Here is a 15,601-nt window from a genome sequence, read left to right as displayed (position 1 = left end):
GCCCGGCGGATCTCCCTCTCCCCTCCCGTACCGCCGAGTTGATCGGCGGTACGGGAGGGGAGCGATGGCGCGGTTCAGCGGCAGAGGGCCTCGTCCACGACCTTCTCGACGTGCTTCATGGTGGCCTTGTCGCTCGGCTGGGTGGTCACCGCGACGTTGGCGGCGCGCCCCTTGCCGGTGACGCCGCCCCGGGTCTCGTACCCCGTGGTGCTTCCGCCGTGGCCCCAGTAGACACCGCCGCACGACAGCGGCGTGCTCACGAGCCCCAGTCCGTAACGGGCACCCGAGGCGAAGGGCTCTGAGGCGGGGACGGTGGTGCGCATCTCGTCGAGCTGGGCCTTGGGCAGGAGGCGGCCGGAAAGGAGCGCCGTGAAGAAGCGGTTGAGGTCGGTGTTGGTGGAGATCATCTGGCCTGCCGCCCAGCCCCAGGAGGGGTCAAGTTCCGTGCCGTCGCGCAGAGGCGCGCCCGCCGTTTCCTGGTAGTAGCCCTTGGGATGGGGCTCTCGGATGGTCACGTCACCGGGGGCGGGGAAGTAGGTGTGGCGCAGCCCGATGGGTTTGATGATGCGCCGCTCCAGCTCCTCTTCGAGGGGGCGGCCGGTGATCTTCTCGACGAGCAGGCCCGCAAGCACGTAGTTCGTGTTGCTGTACTCCCACTTCTCCCCGGGGTCGAAGCGGGCCTTGTGCTGGAGGGCTATGTCCAGGAGTTGGCGGGGTTCGTAGTGCCGGACGTCCTCGCCGAGGTAGTTGACGTAGTTGGGGAGTCCGCTGGTGTGCTGCAGGAGGTGGCGGACGGAGATGCGGCTTCCGTCGATCCCCTCTCCGCGTACGAGTCCCGGCAGATAGGTGTCGATCGACGTGTCCAGGTCGATCTTCCCTTCCCCGACCAGTTGCAGCACGAGCACCGCGGTGAACGTCTTGGTGTTGCTGCCGATCCGCACCTGACCGTCCCTGGGCACCTTCGCGCCGGTGGCCAGGTCGCCGACCCCCGCGGTGTAGGTGCGGGTGCGGCCGTCACGGTCCTTGACGCTCGCCAGCGCTGCGGGCACTCCGTCGGAACGCACCAGCGCGTTCAGGCCCTGCCGGACGGTGTCCGGCCCGGCGGTGGCGGACGCCGCGGTCGGCGAAAGGGCGCCCATCGTCATGACGCCGACGGCCACCGCGGCCGCGGCCGGCACGGCTCTGCGCCGACCGCCCTGCTGCCGCCCGGAAGAACGCGACGTCTGCCATACCTGCTCACGCACGAGCCAACTCCTACGGAATCTTGGGGAACCCAGCGGTACTTGCCGGACCCAGCATTTCCGTCGGTGACCTTGCGGGACGATCCCGCTAACCGCCCAGCTCCAGGTAGGGGTAACCCCCGCGCCAACCGGGGGCCCGCCGCTCAGCCAGCGATCGAGTCCAGCTGCTCGGCCGCGGGGCGCAGCGCCCACAGGTCCCCGCCGGGCGGTGCCTCCAGCTTCGGGACGGCCTTGCGCGCGGCGGCGTCCCCGGCATCGGCCACCGCGTGCACGACGTCGCTCGCCGCGAACCGGTGGAACTCCAGCTCGGGGTGCGGCCACTGCGCCGCGCCCGTGGCCGCGGGCAGGAGGTAGTCGACGGCCTTGAACAGGCTCTGTCCGTCGGGGCCTTGGTGCGACCAGAGGTCCACTCCCACGTTCCGGCCGATCGCGGCGAGCCGGGTGTAGGCGACGAGGTCGAAGGTCGAGTAGTGCCAGCTCCGCGTCCGGGCCAGCTCCTGCGGCTGGCTTCCGTCGCCCGCGATCTGGGGGTCGATGCGCCGGGCACGGGCGTCGAGGACAGTGCGGCGGGCCAGGGCCGTGTCGCCGGTCGCGTAGGCGAGGGCGGCTACCTGCATGTCGTAGAACGTGCCGTGGTTGTTCTGCGCGGCGCTCTCCTGCTTGCCGAAGTCGCTGTCGACGAGCCAGCCGAGGAAGTCCTTGTTCCACTCCCCCATCGCGGAGCGGTCGCCCTTCGACCAGCCGGGTGCGCCCGTGCCGAGGATCGCGATCGCGTCCACGACGCTCGTGTACGACTGCGAGAAGTCGATGATGCCGATGGCCCGGCCGTCGAACTTGCAGGGGATGAACTGCGCGTGGTCCAGGTTCGGGTTCATCCTGGTCGCCGGGTCCAGGAACCAGGTGCGCAGGACGGACGCGGCCTTCTCGGCGTACTTCTTCTTGCCCGTGTAGTACCAGGCGAGCGTGAGGTCGTACGTCGAGTCGAAGACCCTCTCCGCGTCCTGGCGGTCGGTCCCGGTATCGACCTCGGGGTTGCGCTGCCCGTCCCGCTGTTCGTACGGGCAGCCCCACGGATTGTCCGCGGTCGGTGTCTGCGTGGGCCACCAGTAGGGCGCCTGGCTCAGATAGTCGTGCACGTCGCCGCCGGGCGCGGGCTTCGGCTTGTCGACGACCGTCCAGGGACCCTGGTCGAGCCAGCCGTCGGCGCGGCCCGTCAAGTCCCTTACCGAACGCTTCAGTTCGGGATCTCCTTGGTCCAGGCGGAGCTTGGTCTGCTGGAGCCGTTCGCCGTCGAGCACCGCGGTTCGCGGGGCGCCCTCGTGGGCGGTGGCGTTCGCGGCCGGCGTCAGAACGGAGGCGAGGGCTGCCGCCGCGGTGAGCAAGGCGCCGAACCGTACCCGGGATCTTGCGCGCATCACACACTCCAGTCGCAGAGATGATGAGCCATGGATGTGAACAGCGTTCTTCATGTGAACCGGGCGAGCGTAGAACCAGCGGGGCCACCCCGGCAACGGGTGCGACGAGAAGCGTTCTTCACCCAGCGCCTCATCTAGGACAGCAACTGACCTATACGACGCATAGTGTCTTCCTTGAACGACGGAGCAGAACACCGGAAGGCGGAGACCATGACTGCGAACGAGCCGACCACCCGCGACCTGGCCGAGGGCCCGGCCATCACCGGCGAGCGCGCCGAATGGCTGGAGACGCTGGGAAAGCACCGGCACTTCCTGCGCTTCACCGCCCGTGATCTCACGGACGAGCAGGCCGGCCTGCGAACCACCGCGAGCGAGCTGTGCATCGGCGGTCTGATCAAGCACGTCACCGGGGTCGAGCAGGCCTGGGTGGACTTCATCCTGAACGGCCCTTCGACCATGCAGGACTTCACATCCATGACCGAGGCCGACTGGGCCCAGCACAACGACGAGTTCCAGATGCTGCCGAGCGAGACGCTGGCGGGCGTCCTGGCCGACTACGCCGACGTGGCTCGCCGTACCGACGAACTGGTCGCCACTCTCCCCGACTTGGACGTCTCCTGGCCGCTGCCGGAGGCCCCGTGGTTCGAGTCCGGCGCGCGATGGTCGGCCCGCCGGGTGCTGATGCACGTCGTCACCGAGACCGCTCAGCACTCCGGTCACGCGGACATCATCCGGGAGTCCCTGGACGGCGCCACGAGCATGGCCTGAGCCCTGGCATCCGGCGGCGGACGGCGCTTGCCCTCCGCCGCCGGCCGGGTGCCGCTGGGCTTCCACGGAAGCTGGGTGGGGGATCTGTAGGCGGGCGGGGGGGGCGGCGCGGCGCGGGTCATCCCGACGGACGTGAACGCCGCTGCCGCGAGCGTGGCGGCAGCGGTGAACGTGAACGCGGCGAGCGGCCGGACGCCCGCCGGCACCGGTGGCCCACGCTCTCTAAACTCGCCGGATGACCAGCGATCTTCTCCGTCTCACCGTCCTGGGGTCCGCGACGCCCTATCCGAGCGTGGACAATCCGTGCTCCGGATACCTGGTGTCCCGCGGAGACACTCGGGTGTGGGTGGATGCGGGCAGTGGGACGCTGGCGCAGTTGCAACGGCATGTGCGGATCGACGAGTTGGACGCGATCTGGATCTCTCATCTGCACGCGGATCACAGCGCGGACTTGCTGACCGCCTTCTACGGTGCGCTCTACGCGGACGTACGACTCGCTGCGCCGATCCCCCTGTACGGACCGCCGGGCATCGCCGGCCGGCTGGCCCATTTCCTCACGAACACCGCGACCCGCAGCCCGGTCGAAGCGGCCTTCGACGTTCATGAGTTGTACGACGGACACCAGGTGCGCGTGGGTGCGCTCACGCTGACCAGCCGGGCCGTGGCGCACGGCATGCCGGCCTTCGCGCTGCGCATCGAGGCCGCGGGGAGCTCGTTGGTCTACTCCGGGGACACAGCGCCGTGCGCCAACCTCACGCGGCTGGCCGAGGGGTGTGACGTACTGCTGTGTGAGGCCGACAGCGCGGAGCGGCCCTCGGAGGGCGAACAGGTCCATCACACGCCCGAGGACGCCGGTGACACGGCCGATGCCGCCCGCGCAGGACGGTTGATCGTCACGCATGTGGGCCGCTCTCTCACGCCGGGGCAGGCAGTGGCCCGCGCAGCGACCCGGTTCGACGGCCCCGTCGACCATGCCGCCCCGGGGGCCGTCTTCTCGATCGGTTGAGCCGCGGCTGCCTCGGGGGGGGGCGTAGAAGGTGTCCCGTCCTGGCGTCGGCGGGATGTCGGTCGCTCGGCGGCACTGGCGGTGGTCTGTAGCCGATGTGTCGGTGGCCGGTGGAAGTGTGGGGGGCGAGCTGATCCGCTGCACAGCGGCAGCCGCGTTCACCGCGAGGGAGACCCGCCACCATGTCATCCACGTCCCCCACCCCGCCCGGGAGTGTCGAACGACTGCCGCGTGCCGACGGCCGGATCTTCCTGGTCACCGGCGGCAATGCCGGTATCGGCTACTTCGTCGCGGAGCAGTTGTCCACCACCGGAGCCACGGTCGTGCTGGGCAGCCGGAATCCAGCGAAGGCCGACGTGGCGAGGGCCTCGATCCGCGCGCGTGTTCCCGGCGCACAGGTGCGGACCGTCCAGCTGGACCTCGCGGACCTCTCCTCGCTCGAAGCAGCCGTGCAAGCACTGGATGTGGATCGCCTCGACGCGGTGGTCCACAACGCCGGTGTCGCGCTCGACGACCCGCCGCGCAGGGAGACCGGGGACGGTCACGAGCTCATGTTCGGCACGAACCACCTGGGGCACTTCGCACTGACTCACTGCCTGATGCCGCTGCTGTCGGCCGCACCGGCGGCCCGGATCGTGACCACGGGCAGCTTCGCGGCGAAGACCGAGCGGCTGGACCTGGACGACCTGGAGTCCCGCGAGGACTACCGGCCCAAGCGCACGTACGGACGCTCCAAGCTGGCCCAGATGTACTTCGGCCTCGAACTCGACCGCCGCCTGCGTGCCGTCGGCAGCACGGTGACCAGCGTGGTGGTCCACCCCGGCGGCGCGCTGGACTCCCTCACCCCGTCACGGCCGCCGGTCCACGTGCGGACCACCGGCGCGCTGATCCTCAAGGCACCGGCGGGGCTCCTCCTCCAGGGCAAGCATGCCGGCGCGTGGCCCGCGGTCCGTGCCGTGCTCGACCCTGCGGTGCGGGGAGGCGAGCTGTGGGGACCGCGCGTCTTCGGCCTGCGCGGCAGGCCCCGGCGCGAACCGGTGTGGAGTCATCTCACCGACGCCACCGCCGCGGCACGGTTGTGGGACGCGACCTGTGACATGACGGGCGTCGACGTCGGCCTTGGCGTCGACCTCGGATAGCCCCGAGCACGTCACTCACCAGGCGGGCAGGCGGACAGACAGGCAGGCAGACAGGCAGACAGGCAGCGGGACTGTCAGTGGTGGGTGCCATCATCTCGGGATGACCGCCGCCGCCCTCGCCTTTCAGCAGTTCTCGTCGCCCGGCGACATCGACTCCCCACTCCGGCGTGCCCTCGTCGAGTGCTGGGTCGAGGTCACCAATGCGGGTGGCGCGGCCGGTTTTCCCTTCCCCCCTGTCGACGTCAGCACGGTGACTCCGTCTCTCGATCGCCTCGTCGATCTGCTGTCCCCTGACACCAGTCGGCTCCTCACGGCGACCGTGAACGGGGAACTCGCGGGCTGGCTCAACGTTCGTCGCGACTGTTTCGAACTGATCGCGCACTGGGGAACCGTCCACCACGTCCAGACCCGCACCGCCGTTCGCGGGCGCGGTGTCGGCCGTGCCCTCATGCAGGAAGTCCGCAGGGTGGCCAGGGACGAGATGGGCCTGGAACAGCTGCGCCTCGCCGCCCGCGGTGGCGTCGGCCTTGAGGGCTTCTACGGGCGGCTCGGCTGGAAAGAGGTCGGCCGGTGGCCGGGTGCCCTGCGGCTCGCCGCAGGTGACGATCGCGACGAAGCCCTGATGATCCTTGCCCCGCTCTGAGCCGCGTCCTGGGTGCGGTGACGGAGGGGGTTGACCCTGACCCTGCGTCAGGGTTGGAACCTCCTCGCATGACGAACAACAGCACTTCCCCCGCTCGGCACGCCCCGCCGGTCGGAGGGTTCCAGGAGATCGAGGGCCGCCGTGTTTTCGTGCATCGGGCGGGCAGCGGCGGGCCCGCCGTGGTGTTCCTGCCGGGCGCCGGCGCGGTCGGCCTTGACTATTTCGGTGTTCAGCAGGGCGTTTCGCGGTTCACCACCGCCGTGACGTACGACCGCGGCGGCACGGGCTACAGCGATCCCCTCCCGCTGCCGCGCACCGCCGCCGCGGTGGCCACGGAGCTGCGTGAGCTGCTGCGCGCCCAGAACATCCCCGCCCCGTACGTGCTGGTGCCGCACTCCCTCGGCGGCTTCTACGCGCATCGGTTCGCGCAGCTGTACCCGCAGGACGTGGCCGGTCTCGTCTGGTTGGACGCCTTCCACCGTGACTGGGACGACTTCATGCCCGCCGAGGCGAGCCTGGCCGCGGTCGAGCGGATGGCACCTGATCAGGAGCAGCTCGCCGAGATGCTGCCGGCCCTGCGCGCGACGTATGCCGAGTTGCGCGCGGACTACCCGCAGGACATCGGGCAGGCGTTGACCGAGGCCAAGGTGAGCGACGCGTGGATCCGGGTCGGCATCGCCGAGCGCACCCGGCTGGCCGAACTCGCCGCCGAGCTGCGGGCAGGGCCGAACGTTCCCGACGTCCCGGTGGTCGCCCTCACCGTGGTCGGCACCGACCCCGCCCAGCAGGAACTGACGTCGGAGCGGACGCTGCGGGGGATGCACGACGGCCACACGCGCATGGACGCGGCCCTGGTGAGCTCGGTGTCGTACGGCGAACAACGCGTCCTCTCGGACACCGTCCACCACCGGCTCTGCTTCGACCGCCCCGATGCCGTGGTCCAGGCGATCCGCGACGTCATCGAGCGGGCGGCCCGCCGCTAAGCTCGGCGCCACCCCCCTTCACGAAGATCTCAGGAGAACGGTGCTCACGATCGGCCAACTCGCGGCGACCGCAGGGGTGACCGTGCGCACCGTTCGCCATTACCACCACATCGGCCTGTTGCCGGAGCCCGAGCGTGATGCCTCCGGCTACCGCCGCTACAGCGCGCAAGCGGCCGTGGATCTCATCCGGATCAGGACCCTCGCCGACGCCGGTGTTCCGCTGGCCCGTATCGACGCGCTGCTGCACGCGCAGCCGGCCGAGTTCGCCGCGGCCATCACCGACATCGACGCCGCACTGCAGCGCAAGATCGACCAGCTCACCGAATACCGCGGGAGGGTCGCCGAACTGGCCGGCGGCGAAAGGCTCGTCCTGCCTCCCGAGGTGGTCGCCGTCCTTGACCGGATGCGCGGTCTGGGGATCAGCGAACGGAGAGTGCTGCTTGAGCGCGACTCGTGGATCCTCATGCAGGCGTTGGATCCGCACGTCATGCCACAGCGGGTACGGGACAAGAATGCCGGTCTGGACGACCCCGAGACGGTGCGCCTGTTTCTCGCCTGTGATCAGTCGGTTGACTGGAATCCGCACGATCCACGTCTGGACCGGCTCATCGACGACCTGGACGCATGGGAGATCAAGCACGAACAGGACGGCAGCCGACCGGGATATCTCAAGCTGGTCTCCGCCCGGATCTCCGAGGCGTCACCGGCATGGCAACGCATCATCGACGCGCTCGCCCACCGCACCGAGCGGCGCCGAACCGCCGTGCGGGACAGCTGAGTCCTTGGCCGGCCGACCGCCGTCGGCCGGCCAAGGTCGCTCTGGAATCCGCGCGAACCTGAGGTGCCGCGCGAACCTCAGGTGCCGCGCGGACCTCAGTTGCCGCCGGCTCCGATCTCGGCGCCGACCGCTTCCAGCGCGGTGGTAACGGGCTGGAAGAACGTCTCGCCGCCCGCCGTGCAGTCGCCGCTGCCGCCCGACGTGAGGCCGATCGCGCTCCCGTCAGCGGTGAACAACGCGCCCCCGCTGTCTCCCGGTTCGGCACAGACATCGGTCTGGATGAGGCCGCTGACCGTGCCTTCCGGATAGTTCACCGTGGCGTTGAGGCCGGTGACCACACCGTCCTGGAGGCCTGTGGTGCTGCCCATGCGGGACACTTCGAGCCCGACCGCCGCCTCGGCGGCCTGCGCGATCTCGACGGTCTGGCCGTCGCCCGTGTTGACCGTGCTCGGGGCCTCGGTGGCCGGGTCGTCGTACGTGACAAGCGCGAAGTCACCGTCCCCCGGGAACGTCGCGGCCTGGACCGTACCGATGGCCGCGCCGTCCTGGGCGTCCGACCAGCTCTCGGCGGCCACCCCGCAGTGTCCCGCGGTGAGGAAGCCGGGGCTGCCGTCCTGGGTCGTCACGTTGAAGCCGAGCGAGCAGCGTGCGCCGCCGCCGAAGATGGCGTCACCGCCCTCGGCGAAGGTCTTGAACTCTCCCGTGGACTTCTGGATGCGGGCCATTCCTGAGCCGAGCGCATCGACGGTCGACTCCAGCTTGTCCCAGCGTTCGCCGGTGACCGTGCGGTCGGCCGTGACCACGATCTGGTTGGTCCGGGGGTCCGTGGCCCACGCGGTGCCCGCCATGGTGGCCCGGTTGGCCAGCGTCTTCGTGGCCGCGCCCAGTTCACCCGTGCTGTTGTCGACGCTCCGCGCCACCGCTCCAGCTCTCTTCACCTGGACGTTCACCGCGTTGTTGTCGCCCACGACGTTCACGACGAGCTGCTGCTTGTTCTCGTCGTAGTACGCCCCGCCGTAGGCATCGCCGAGCTGCGATGCCAGCGGCTGGACGAGCTTCGTCGCCGATGCCGCGCTGAGCCTCTTGGCAGCGGACTCTGAGGCGCTCTCCGTCCCGGACTGCGAGGCGTTGGCCTGCTGCAGCAGGACGGCCGTCGCGACCATGCCCATCACCGCCGCCCCGGCCAGAACGGCCTTTCGCTTGGGTATTCGCTTGTGCCTCAACTCGTCGCCTCCTGTGCGGATGCCGAATTCGACCACCGGCCGAAGCCGGAGACATGTTCGGCCCTAGATACGGGTGAGACGAGAGTCGCGTTCACCGACGACTTTTGGATCCGGGTACGGCTTCAGCCGGTGGCCGGGGTGTCCAGGTACAGCTCGATGACGGGTACGGGTGTGTCGGGCCGCTGGACCGGGAGTTGGAGGGTGAGGGTGCCTGCAGGCTGCCCGCCCAGCTCGGTGCTGAGCGCGGGTTCGCCGGGGGCGATCTCGATGCGGGTGATCTCGGAGGCGTCGCCCAGGAGTTGGGCGTAGCGCACCCGGCCGGCGAGCCCCGGCAGATGCAGATGGCGCAGCGGCCAGGCGAACAGGTGGACGTAGAGGCGGTCGCCGCGCTGGGTGTAGCGGCAGTCGGCGGGGGCGGTGTACGGGGACGGGCCGCAGCCGCGGACCGACCGTTCGTGCAGGTCCGTCCACCGGCCGAGGTCGCCGAGTACGGCGACGGCGCGCGGGTCGAGGTCTCCGCGGCCGGTGGGGCCGACGTTGAGCAGCAGGTTGCCGCCCTTGGACACGCCGTCGACGAGCATGCGGATCAGCAGGTCGGCGCTCTTGTGGTCGAGGTTGTCGCGGTCGTAGCCCCAGCTGCCGTTGAGCGTCTGACACGCCTCCCAGACCACGGGCCGCCCGTCCTTGGTCATCGGTCCCGCGGGCTGGTACTGCTCGGGGGTGACGAAGTCGCCGGGAAGGCCGGTCCTGTCGTTGACGAGGACGTGCGGCTGGAGTTCGCGAATCATCTCGAGGAGTTTCGGTGAGTCCCAGTCGTCGGGGCCCTTGCCGCCCCACCAGTGGCCGCCCGCGTACGAGAAGTCGAAGAAGAGGTAGTCGACGCGTCCGAAGTCCGTGAGCAGCTCGCGGACCTGGCCGTGCAGGTAGCGCCGGTAGTCGCGGATGTCGCGGTCGGCGGTGGCGGCCTTGAACTCCTCGTCGTCGCGCTGCGGGTGGGTGCCGTCCACGGGGAAGGACGGGTGGTGCCAGTCGATCAGTGAGTAGTAGAAGCCGACCTTGAGTCCCTCGGCGCGGCACGCCTCGACGAACGGCTCGACGAGGTCGCGGCCGTACGGGGTGTTGGTGACCTTGTAGTCGGTGAGGGCGCTGTCCCACAGGCAGAAGCCGTCGTGGTGCTTGGTGGTCAGGACGACGTACCGCATGCCGGCCGCCTTGGCCGTCCTCGCCCACTGGACCGGGTCGTAGCGGTCGGGGTCGAAGTGGTCGAAGTAGACCTGGTACTGCTCGTCGGACTGCTTCTCCCGGGTCTTGACCCACTCGTGCCGGGCGGCCAGGGAGTACAGGCCCCAGTGGACGAACATGCCGAACCGGTCGGTGGTGAACCAGGTCGTGTCGGGGGCGGCGGCCGGGCTCATGAGGTGTCGCTCCTTGTCGTGGGCGGGCTTGCCGGGGACGCTAACGGGGCATCAAATCCCGGGTCAATACTCCGATGAATGCAAACCACCTGGCTTCACCGCATGCTCGTACGCCGCCAACGCCCCGCCGGGACTAGCCAGTCATCCGATGTGTGGCCGCCCGAGAGAGACAAAGCGCCGCGACTCGCTCTCCCGGTCAAGGCTGTTGCGTGTCCGCCACCGGGGCAGGCGGCGCTCCGGCCGACAGCAGTCTCTCCGCCAGTTCGCGGCAGCGCTCCCCCAGCTCCGGAGGGTCGAGCACCTCGAAGGCGTGCCCCAGCAGGAGCACGTGCATCAGCACGGCGTCGAGGCGTTCGGCCCCGCTGAGCACCTCGCAGCGCCCGCTCCCCCGCGGTCGTACGACGGCCGCCGACGCCGGGATCTGTGCGCGTACCGTCTCGGCCGGCGCGTGCACGAGGAAGCGCGCCTGGTGGGAGTAGACCCGGCTCGCCACGCCCTCCTGCACGTACGTCGCGGCGTCGGGCGCCTCGCGCGGGCGAAAGCGCCAGGTCCGCGCGGACGCGTCGGTCATCCGGTCGACGCGGAAGGTGCGCCAGTCGTCGCGATCGAGGTCGTAGGCGAGGAGGTACCAGCGCCGGTCGGAGGCGACCAGGCGGTAGGGCTCGACACGTCGGCGTCGCACCTCGCCCCCGGAGGGGTAGTCGAAGCCGGCCTCCACCTCGTCGCGGCAGGCCCTGGCCAGCTTCATGAGCACCTCGGGGTCGACGGGCGTGCGGCCTTGGCCGAAGAACTCCACCGAGCCGGAGAGCGCGCGCACCTCGTGCCGCAGCCGGGCGGGCAGCACCTGGTCGAGCTTGGCCAGCGCCTGGAGTGCGGCGTCGCCCGCACCGGCGACCGCGCCTCCCGCACCGGCGAGCAGCGAGACCGCGGTGGCGATCGCCTCCTGGTCGTCGAGGAGCAGCGGCGGCAGCTCCTGCCCCGGGCCGAGCCGGTAGCCGCCGCCGACACCCTGGCCCGCGTGCACCGGATAGCCGAGCGTGCGCAGCCGCTCGACGTCGCGCCGCACGGTGCGAGGCGTGACCCCGAGCCGTTCGGCGAGCTCGGGGCCGGTCCAGACCCGGCGCCGCTGCAGCAGCCCGAGCAGCGTGAGCACCCGCTCTGTCGTACCCAGCTCGTCGTCGCGCACCCCGTCCATGGCGCCCACCCTGCCAGAGATGGCGGACCGATCCTGTCCGCCAGGGGTGTCACGGTGGCTCCATGAACGCGGACGGACTCGACTGCGGCGGCGTCGTACGAGAGCTGGGATCATGCCGACAGCGCGGCCACCGCGCTCGAACAGCCCGGGACCCAGCTCGACGTGTTGATCCACCACCTCCGTCCGAGGTGTGTCCGCTGCGCGACCTCTACCCGCACACGCATCCCGCTACGAACGGAGCAGTCCGATGAGCCGCGACATCCAGATCACCTTCGACGCCCACGACCCGCGGGCACTGTCGTCCTTCTGGAGCGACGTACTCGGCTACGTCATCCCCGGCCCGCCCGGTGTCGACCTGCCCGAGGGCGCCGACGCGCTGGCGGCGTGGGACGACTTCCTCGCGCGGATCGGAGTACCGGAGGACCAGCGCAACGCGAAATCGGCCATCGAGGACCCGTCCGGGCACGGACCGCGCGTCTTCTTCCAGCAGGTGCCGGAGGACAAGGTCGCCAAGAACCGCGTGCACCTCGACGTCCGCGCGGCTCCCGGGCTCGAGGGAGAGGAGCGGATGGCCGCGCTGGAGGCCGAGTGTGCCCGCCTGGTCGCCCTGGGGGCCGAGCGGGTACGCCGCGACGAGCCCGCTCCCCCGCTGAGCAGCGGCTACATCGTGATGACCGACCCCGAGGGCAACGAGTTCTGCCTGGACTGACTCCCGCCACGCCGTGCGCCGTGACGGTGTGTGACGGCTGGACGGGCGGGGTCTCCATGTCCCGCTTACGTTGAACGCAGAGGCCCACACCGTGTGTGAAGACCGGTGGGCGCTGTACCGACAAAGGAGTGGTCATGGCTGACAAGGGCGGCATGGACAAGATGAAGGGCAAGGCCAAGGAGATGACCGGCAAGGTCACGGGTGACCGCGGCAAACAGGCCGAGGGCAAGATGGACCAGGCGAAGGGCGAGGCCAAGAAGGCAATGGGCGACGCCCGCGACCGCGCCCAGGAGTCCCTCAAGCGCCGCGACACCTGACCGACTCCGCCGAAGCCCCCGCCCGTTCGCGTGCGGGGGCTTCGGGCGTGCCCGTCGCGTCGGCCGGGGCTTCGCCACTCACCGCTGCCCGCTCTCCGGCGCGTACGGCGATTACGGCGCGTACGGCGCGTACGGCGATTACGGCGCGTACGGCGGGATGTCCGCATCGCCCGCGGCCTCCCGCAGGACGTCCTTGAGCATGTCCGGAGTCAGCCGGCCCGTGAACGTGTTGCGCTGGCTGACGTGGAAGCAGCCGTAAAGGGTGACCGGGCCCGGGGCCGGTCCGCCGGATTCCCCGGGGGCGGCGGGCGTCGAGGGGTCTCCAGTTCCCGGCGCGCTCTCGCGCTCCAGCGTCACCCGCGTGCCGTGCGCGAACCGCGGCCGCGGCTTCGGCAGGCGCCACCCCGCCGCCGCGAACGCCGGCAGCGCCGCCTGCCACCCGAACGCCCCCAGGATCACCACTGAGCGCAGCCGCGGCCCCAGCAACTCAAGCTCCCGCACGAGCCAGGGCCTGCACGTGTCCCGCTCACCCGGGGTCGGCTTGTTGTCGGGCGGGGCGCAGTGCACCGGCGACGTCACGCGCACACCGCGCAATGTCAGGCCGTCGTCCAGGGACACCGCCAGCGGGCCCGAGGCAAGACCCAGTTCGTACATCGCCTTGTACAGGACGTCTCCGGAACGGTCCCCCGTGAACATCCGGCCCGTCCTGTTCCCTCCGTGCGCCGCGGGCGCGAGCCCGATGACGAGCATCGAGGCGTCGGCGGGACCGAATCCGGGCACGGGCCGGGCCCAGTACGTCCAGTCCTGGTATGCGGCCCGTTTGACCCGCCCCACCTCCTCCCGCCACGCGACGAGGCGCGGGCAGGCGCCGCACCCCGCGATACGCGCGTCCAGCTCGTCGAGCGGGTTCATGCGGGCCCGAACAGAGGCGTCTTCACAGCCATGCCCCAAGTTCATCACGCGCGTCACGCGGATGCACGGACGCCCCGCCCGTCCGTAAATCGCTGGCGCGGCGTCCGGACGCGGCGGGATGCTCCCCCGTGTCCGGGACCGTGTCCGCTGCCGTGTCTGCGGGAAGCCTGTGATCGCGTTCCCGCCCGGCCACAGAGGGAGTTGTGATGACCGATGCCGCGTCGGAGCCGTCCGGGCCCGGCCCCGAGGTCCGCGCGGTGGCCGGAGCGCTGCGCGGCATGCGGGAGGCGGGGGTGGCGGTCTTCCGTGGCATCCCCTTCGCCGAGCCGCCGGTCGGCGCCCTGCGTTTCGCCGCCCCGCGCCCGGTTGGGGGATGGGACGGCGTGCGGGCGGCGCGATCCTACGGACCGCCGCCCCCTCAGGGCGGCCACTTCGGGATGGACGCGCTGGCGCAGGAAGTGCCGGGCGACGACTGGCTGACGGTGAATGTCTGGTCACCCGAGCCGGGCTCGGGCGCGGACCCGGGCGCGGGGCTGCCGGTGATGGTGTGGATCCAGGGCGGCGCCTACACGATCGGCATGTCCGGTCTTCCCGAGTACGACGGCTGCCGCCTCGCACGCGAGGGCGGCGTCGTCGTGGTGACGTTCAACTACCGGGTGGGACTTGAGGGGTTCGGGCAGATCGAGGGGGCGCCCGCCAACCGGGGGCTGCTCGACCAGGTCGCCGCTCTGGAGTGGGTGCGCGACAACATCCGGGCCTTTGGCGGCGACCCGGCCCGCGTCACGGTCTTCGGCCAGTCGGCGGGCGCCGGATCGGTCGCCGCGCTGCTCGCGATGCCGCGTGCCGCCGGGCTCTTCGGCCGGGCCGTCGCGCAGAGTGCGCAGGGCACGTTCTTCTCGCCGGAGCTCGCCGCCGACATCGCGTCCGCCTGCGCCGCCGAGCTGGGGCTGAGGCCCACGGTGGCCGACCTGTCCGCGGTGGACCCGGCCCTGCTGTCGGCGGCCGGTGACGCGGTCGGCGCCAAGATGGGCCAGTGGGCGCAGCGTTGGGGGCAGCCGGCGCACAGGTCGATCGCGTTCTCACCGGTCGTCGTCGAGGGCGATGCGCTGCCGGTCACTCCTTGGCAGGCGCTGGCCGACGGCGCAGGACGCGGCATCGAGCTCCTCGTCGGCCACACCCGCGACGAACAGCGGCTGCTCACCGCGCTCGACGGTCTGCTCGGCCAGGTGACGCGGGAGCAGGCGGAGACCGCACTGCGCGTCTTCTGCCCCGGCCAGGACGGCGCGCGCCGCTACCGCGACGGATTTCCGGCCGCGGGCCCGGACGCGTTGCACGAACTGGTCCAGTCCGACTTCCTGTTCCGCATGCCGAGCCTCCACCTCGCCCAGGCCCAGACCGCTGCCGGTGGCCGCGCCCACGTCTACGAACTGACCTGGCCCGCCCCGGGCATGGGCGGCATCCTCGGCGCCTGCCACGGCCTCGACGTGCCCCTGGTCTTCGGCAATCTGGACCGCGGCCAGCCTGCCGCGCTGATCGGCGAGGGCCCGCCCCCGGAGGCAGAGGCGCTGTCCGCCCGCATGCGCGCCGCCTGGACGTCGTTCGCGGCCAACGGCGACCCCGGCTGGCCCGCGTACGACAGCGGGCAACGCCTCGTGCAGCTCTTCGACACGCGGCCTGCTGTCACCACGTACCCGGAGGAGTCCTCCCGCAGGATCTGGCAGGACCACACCTTCCCCGTCCTGCCCCTGCATTGACCATCAGCCGACGGCGACCGCCACGACGGCGAGGTCGATCTCCAGGCGTCGGCCGCCGCTCGGAGGAGTTCATCCGGGCGCTGCGCGCGGTCAACTTCGGCAA

Annotated in this window: 15 protein-coding genes; 9 read left to right on the top strand and 6 right to left on the bottom strand. The window is 70.9% G+C overall.

Going from position 1 to position 15,601, the window contains the following annotated elements; translation table 11 throughout:
* Positions 1-74 precede the first annotated feature (74 nt).
* Entirely contained in the window at positions 75-1,244 is a 1,170-nt protein-coding gene (locus M4V62_RS39350; protein ID WP_425575148.1) for a serine hydrolase domain-containing protein, read from the bottom strand.
* 140 nt (positions 1,245-1,384) lie between these two features.
* On the bottom strand, positions 1,385-2,656 hold the full coding sequence (locus M4V62_RS39345) for an alginate lyase family protein (RefSeq protein ID WP_249591979.1): 1,272 nt from the start codon (positions 2,654-2,656) through the stop codon (positions 1,385-1,387).
* A gap of 210 nt (positions 2,657-2,866) precedes the next feature.
* Between M4V62_RS39345 and M4V62_RS39340 the strand changes: the two genes are divergently transcribed.
* The 6 genes from M4V62_RS39340 to M4V62_RS39315 all read left to right on the top strand — a co-directional run bounded on the left by M4V62_RS39340 (position 2,867) and on the right by M4V62_RS39315 (position 7,973).
* Positions 2,867-3,424, top strand: coding sequence for a DinB family protein (locus M4V62_RS39340; RefSeq protein ID WP_249591978.1), 558 nt, complete (start codon positions 2,867-2,869; stop codon positions 3,422-3,424).
* Positions 3,425-3,659: 235 nt separating this feature from the next.
* Entirely contained in the window at positions 3,660-4,430 is a 771-nt protein-coding gene (locus tag M4V62_RS39335; RefSeq protein WP_249591977.1) for an MBL fold metallo-hydrolase, read from the top strand.
* A gap of 182 nt (positions 4,431-4,612) precedes the next feature.
* The gene (locus M4V62_RS39330) at positions 4,613-5,569 is read left to right on the top strand and encodes an SDR family NAD(P)-dependent oxidoreductase (RefSeq protein WP_249591976.1); all 957 of its coding nucleotides are present in this window, start codon (positions 4,613-4,615) and stop codon (positions 5,567-5,569) included.
* Positions 5,570-5,669: 100 nt separating this feature from the next.
* Positions 5,670-6,212 (top strand): GNAT family N-acetyltransferase, encoded by a 543-nt coding sequence (locus M4V62_RS39325; protein WP_249591975.1) that lies wholly within the window; start codon positions 5,670-5,672, stop codon positions 6,210-6,212.
* A 68-nt stretch (positions 6,213-6,280) separates the two neighbouring features.
* Positions 6,281-7,195, top strand: coding sequence for an alpha/beta fold hydrolase (locus M4V62_RS39320; protein ID WP_249591974.1), 915 nt, complete (start codon positions 6,281-6,283; stop codon positions 7,193-7,195).
* 40 nt (positions 7,196-7,235) lie between these two features.
* Positions 7,236-7,973 (top strand): MerR family transcriptional regulator, encoded by a 738-nt coding sequence (locus tag M4V62_RS39315; protein WP_283779135.1) that lies wholly within the window; start codon positions 7,236-7,238, stop codon positions 7,971-7,973.
* 95 nt (positions 7,974-8,068) lie between these two features.
* On the opposite strand, the gene M4V62_RS39310 is transcribed toward M4V62_RS39315, so the two are convergent.
* From M4V62_RS39310 to M4V62_RS39300, 3 genes are all read right to left on the bottom strand, one after another.
* Positions 8,069-9,196, bottom strand: coding sequence for a S1 family peptidase (locus tag M4V62_RS39310; protein ID WP_249591972.1), 1,128 nt, complete (start codon positions 9,194-9,196; stop codon positions 8,069-8,071).
* A gap of 122 nt (positions 9,197-9,318) precedes the next feature.
* Positions 9,319-10,611 carry an alpha-L-fucosidase gene (locus tag M4V62_RS39305; protein WP_249591971.1) on the bottom strand — a complete coding sequence of 431 codons (1,293 nt, stop codon included), beginning with the start codon at positions 10,609-10,611 and terminating at the stop codon, positions 9,319-9,321.
* 196 nt (positions 10,612-10,807) lie between these two features.
* Complete coding sequence (locus M4V62_RS39300) at positions 10,808-11,806, bottom strand: helix-turn-helix transcriptional regulator (RefSeq protein WP_249591970.1); 999 nt, start codon at positions 11,804-11,806, stop codon at positions 10,808-10,810.
* A 247-nt stretch (positions 11,807-12,053) separates the two neighbouring features.
* On the opposite strand from M4V62_RS39300, the gene M4V62_RS39295 reads away from it, so the two are divergent.
* Complete coding sequence (locus M4V62_RS39295; RefSeq protein WP_249591969.1) at positions 12,054-12,515, top strand: VOC family protein; 462 nt, start codon at positions 12,054-12,056, stop codon at positions 12,513-12,515.
* A gap of 134 nt (positions 12,516-12,649) precedes the next feature.
* The gene (locus M4V62_RS39290) at positions 12,650-12,832 is read left to right on the top strand and encodes a CsbD family protein (protein ID WP_249591968.1); all 183 of its coding nucleotides are present in this window, start codon (positions 12,650-12,652) and stop codon (positions 12,830-12,832) included.
* Positions 12,833-12,970: 138 nt separating this feature from the next.
* Here M4V62_RS39290 and M4V62_RS39285 read toward each other — a convergent pair whose 3' ends face one another.
* Positions 12,971-13,744 (bottom strand): uracil-DNA glycosylase, encoded by a 774-nt coding sequence (locus M4V62_RS39285; protein WP_249591967.1) that lies wholly within the window; start codon positions 13,742-13,744, stop codon positions 12,971-12,973.
* A 206-nt stretch (positions 13,745-13,950) separates the two neighbouring features.
* On the opposite strand from M4V62_RS39285, the gene M4V62_RS39280 reads away from it, so the two are divergent.
* Positions 13,951-15,498, top strand: coding sequence for a carboxylesterase/lipase family protein (locus tag M4V62_RS39280; RefSeq protein WP_249591966.1), 1,548 nt, complete (start codon positions 13,951-13,953; stop codon positions 15,496-15,498).
* Positions 15,499-15,601: the final 103 nt, after the last annotated feature.

Source organism: Streptomyces durmitorensis, assembly GCF_023498005.1.
In the GTDB taxonomy this organism is placed as follows: domain Bacteria; phylum Actinomycetota; class Actinomycetes; order Streptomycetales; family Streptomycetaceae; genus Streptomyces; species Streptomyces durmitorensis.
The sequence above is the reverse complement of the archived record's forward strand: the minus strand, read 5'-3'. Positions and strand labels throughout refer to the sequence as shown.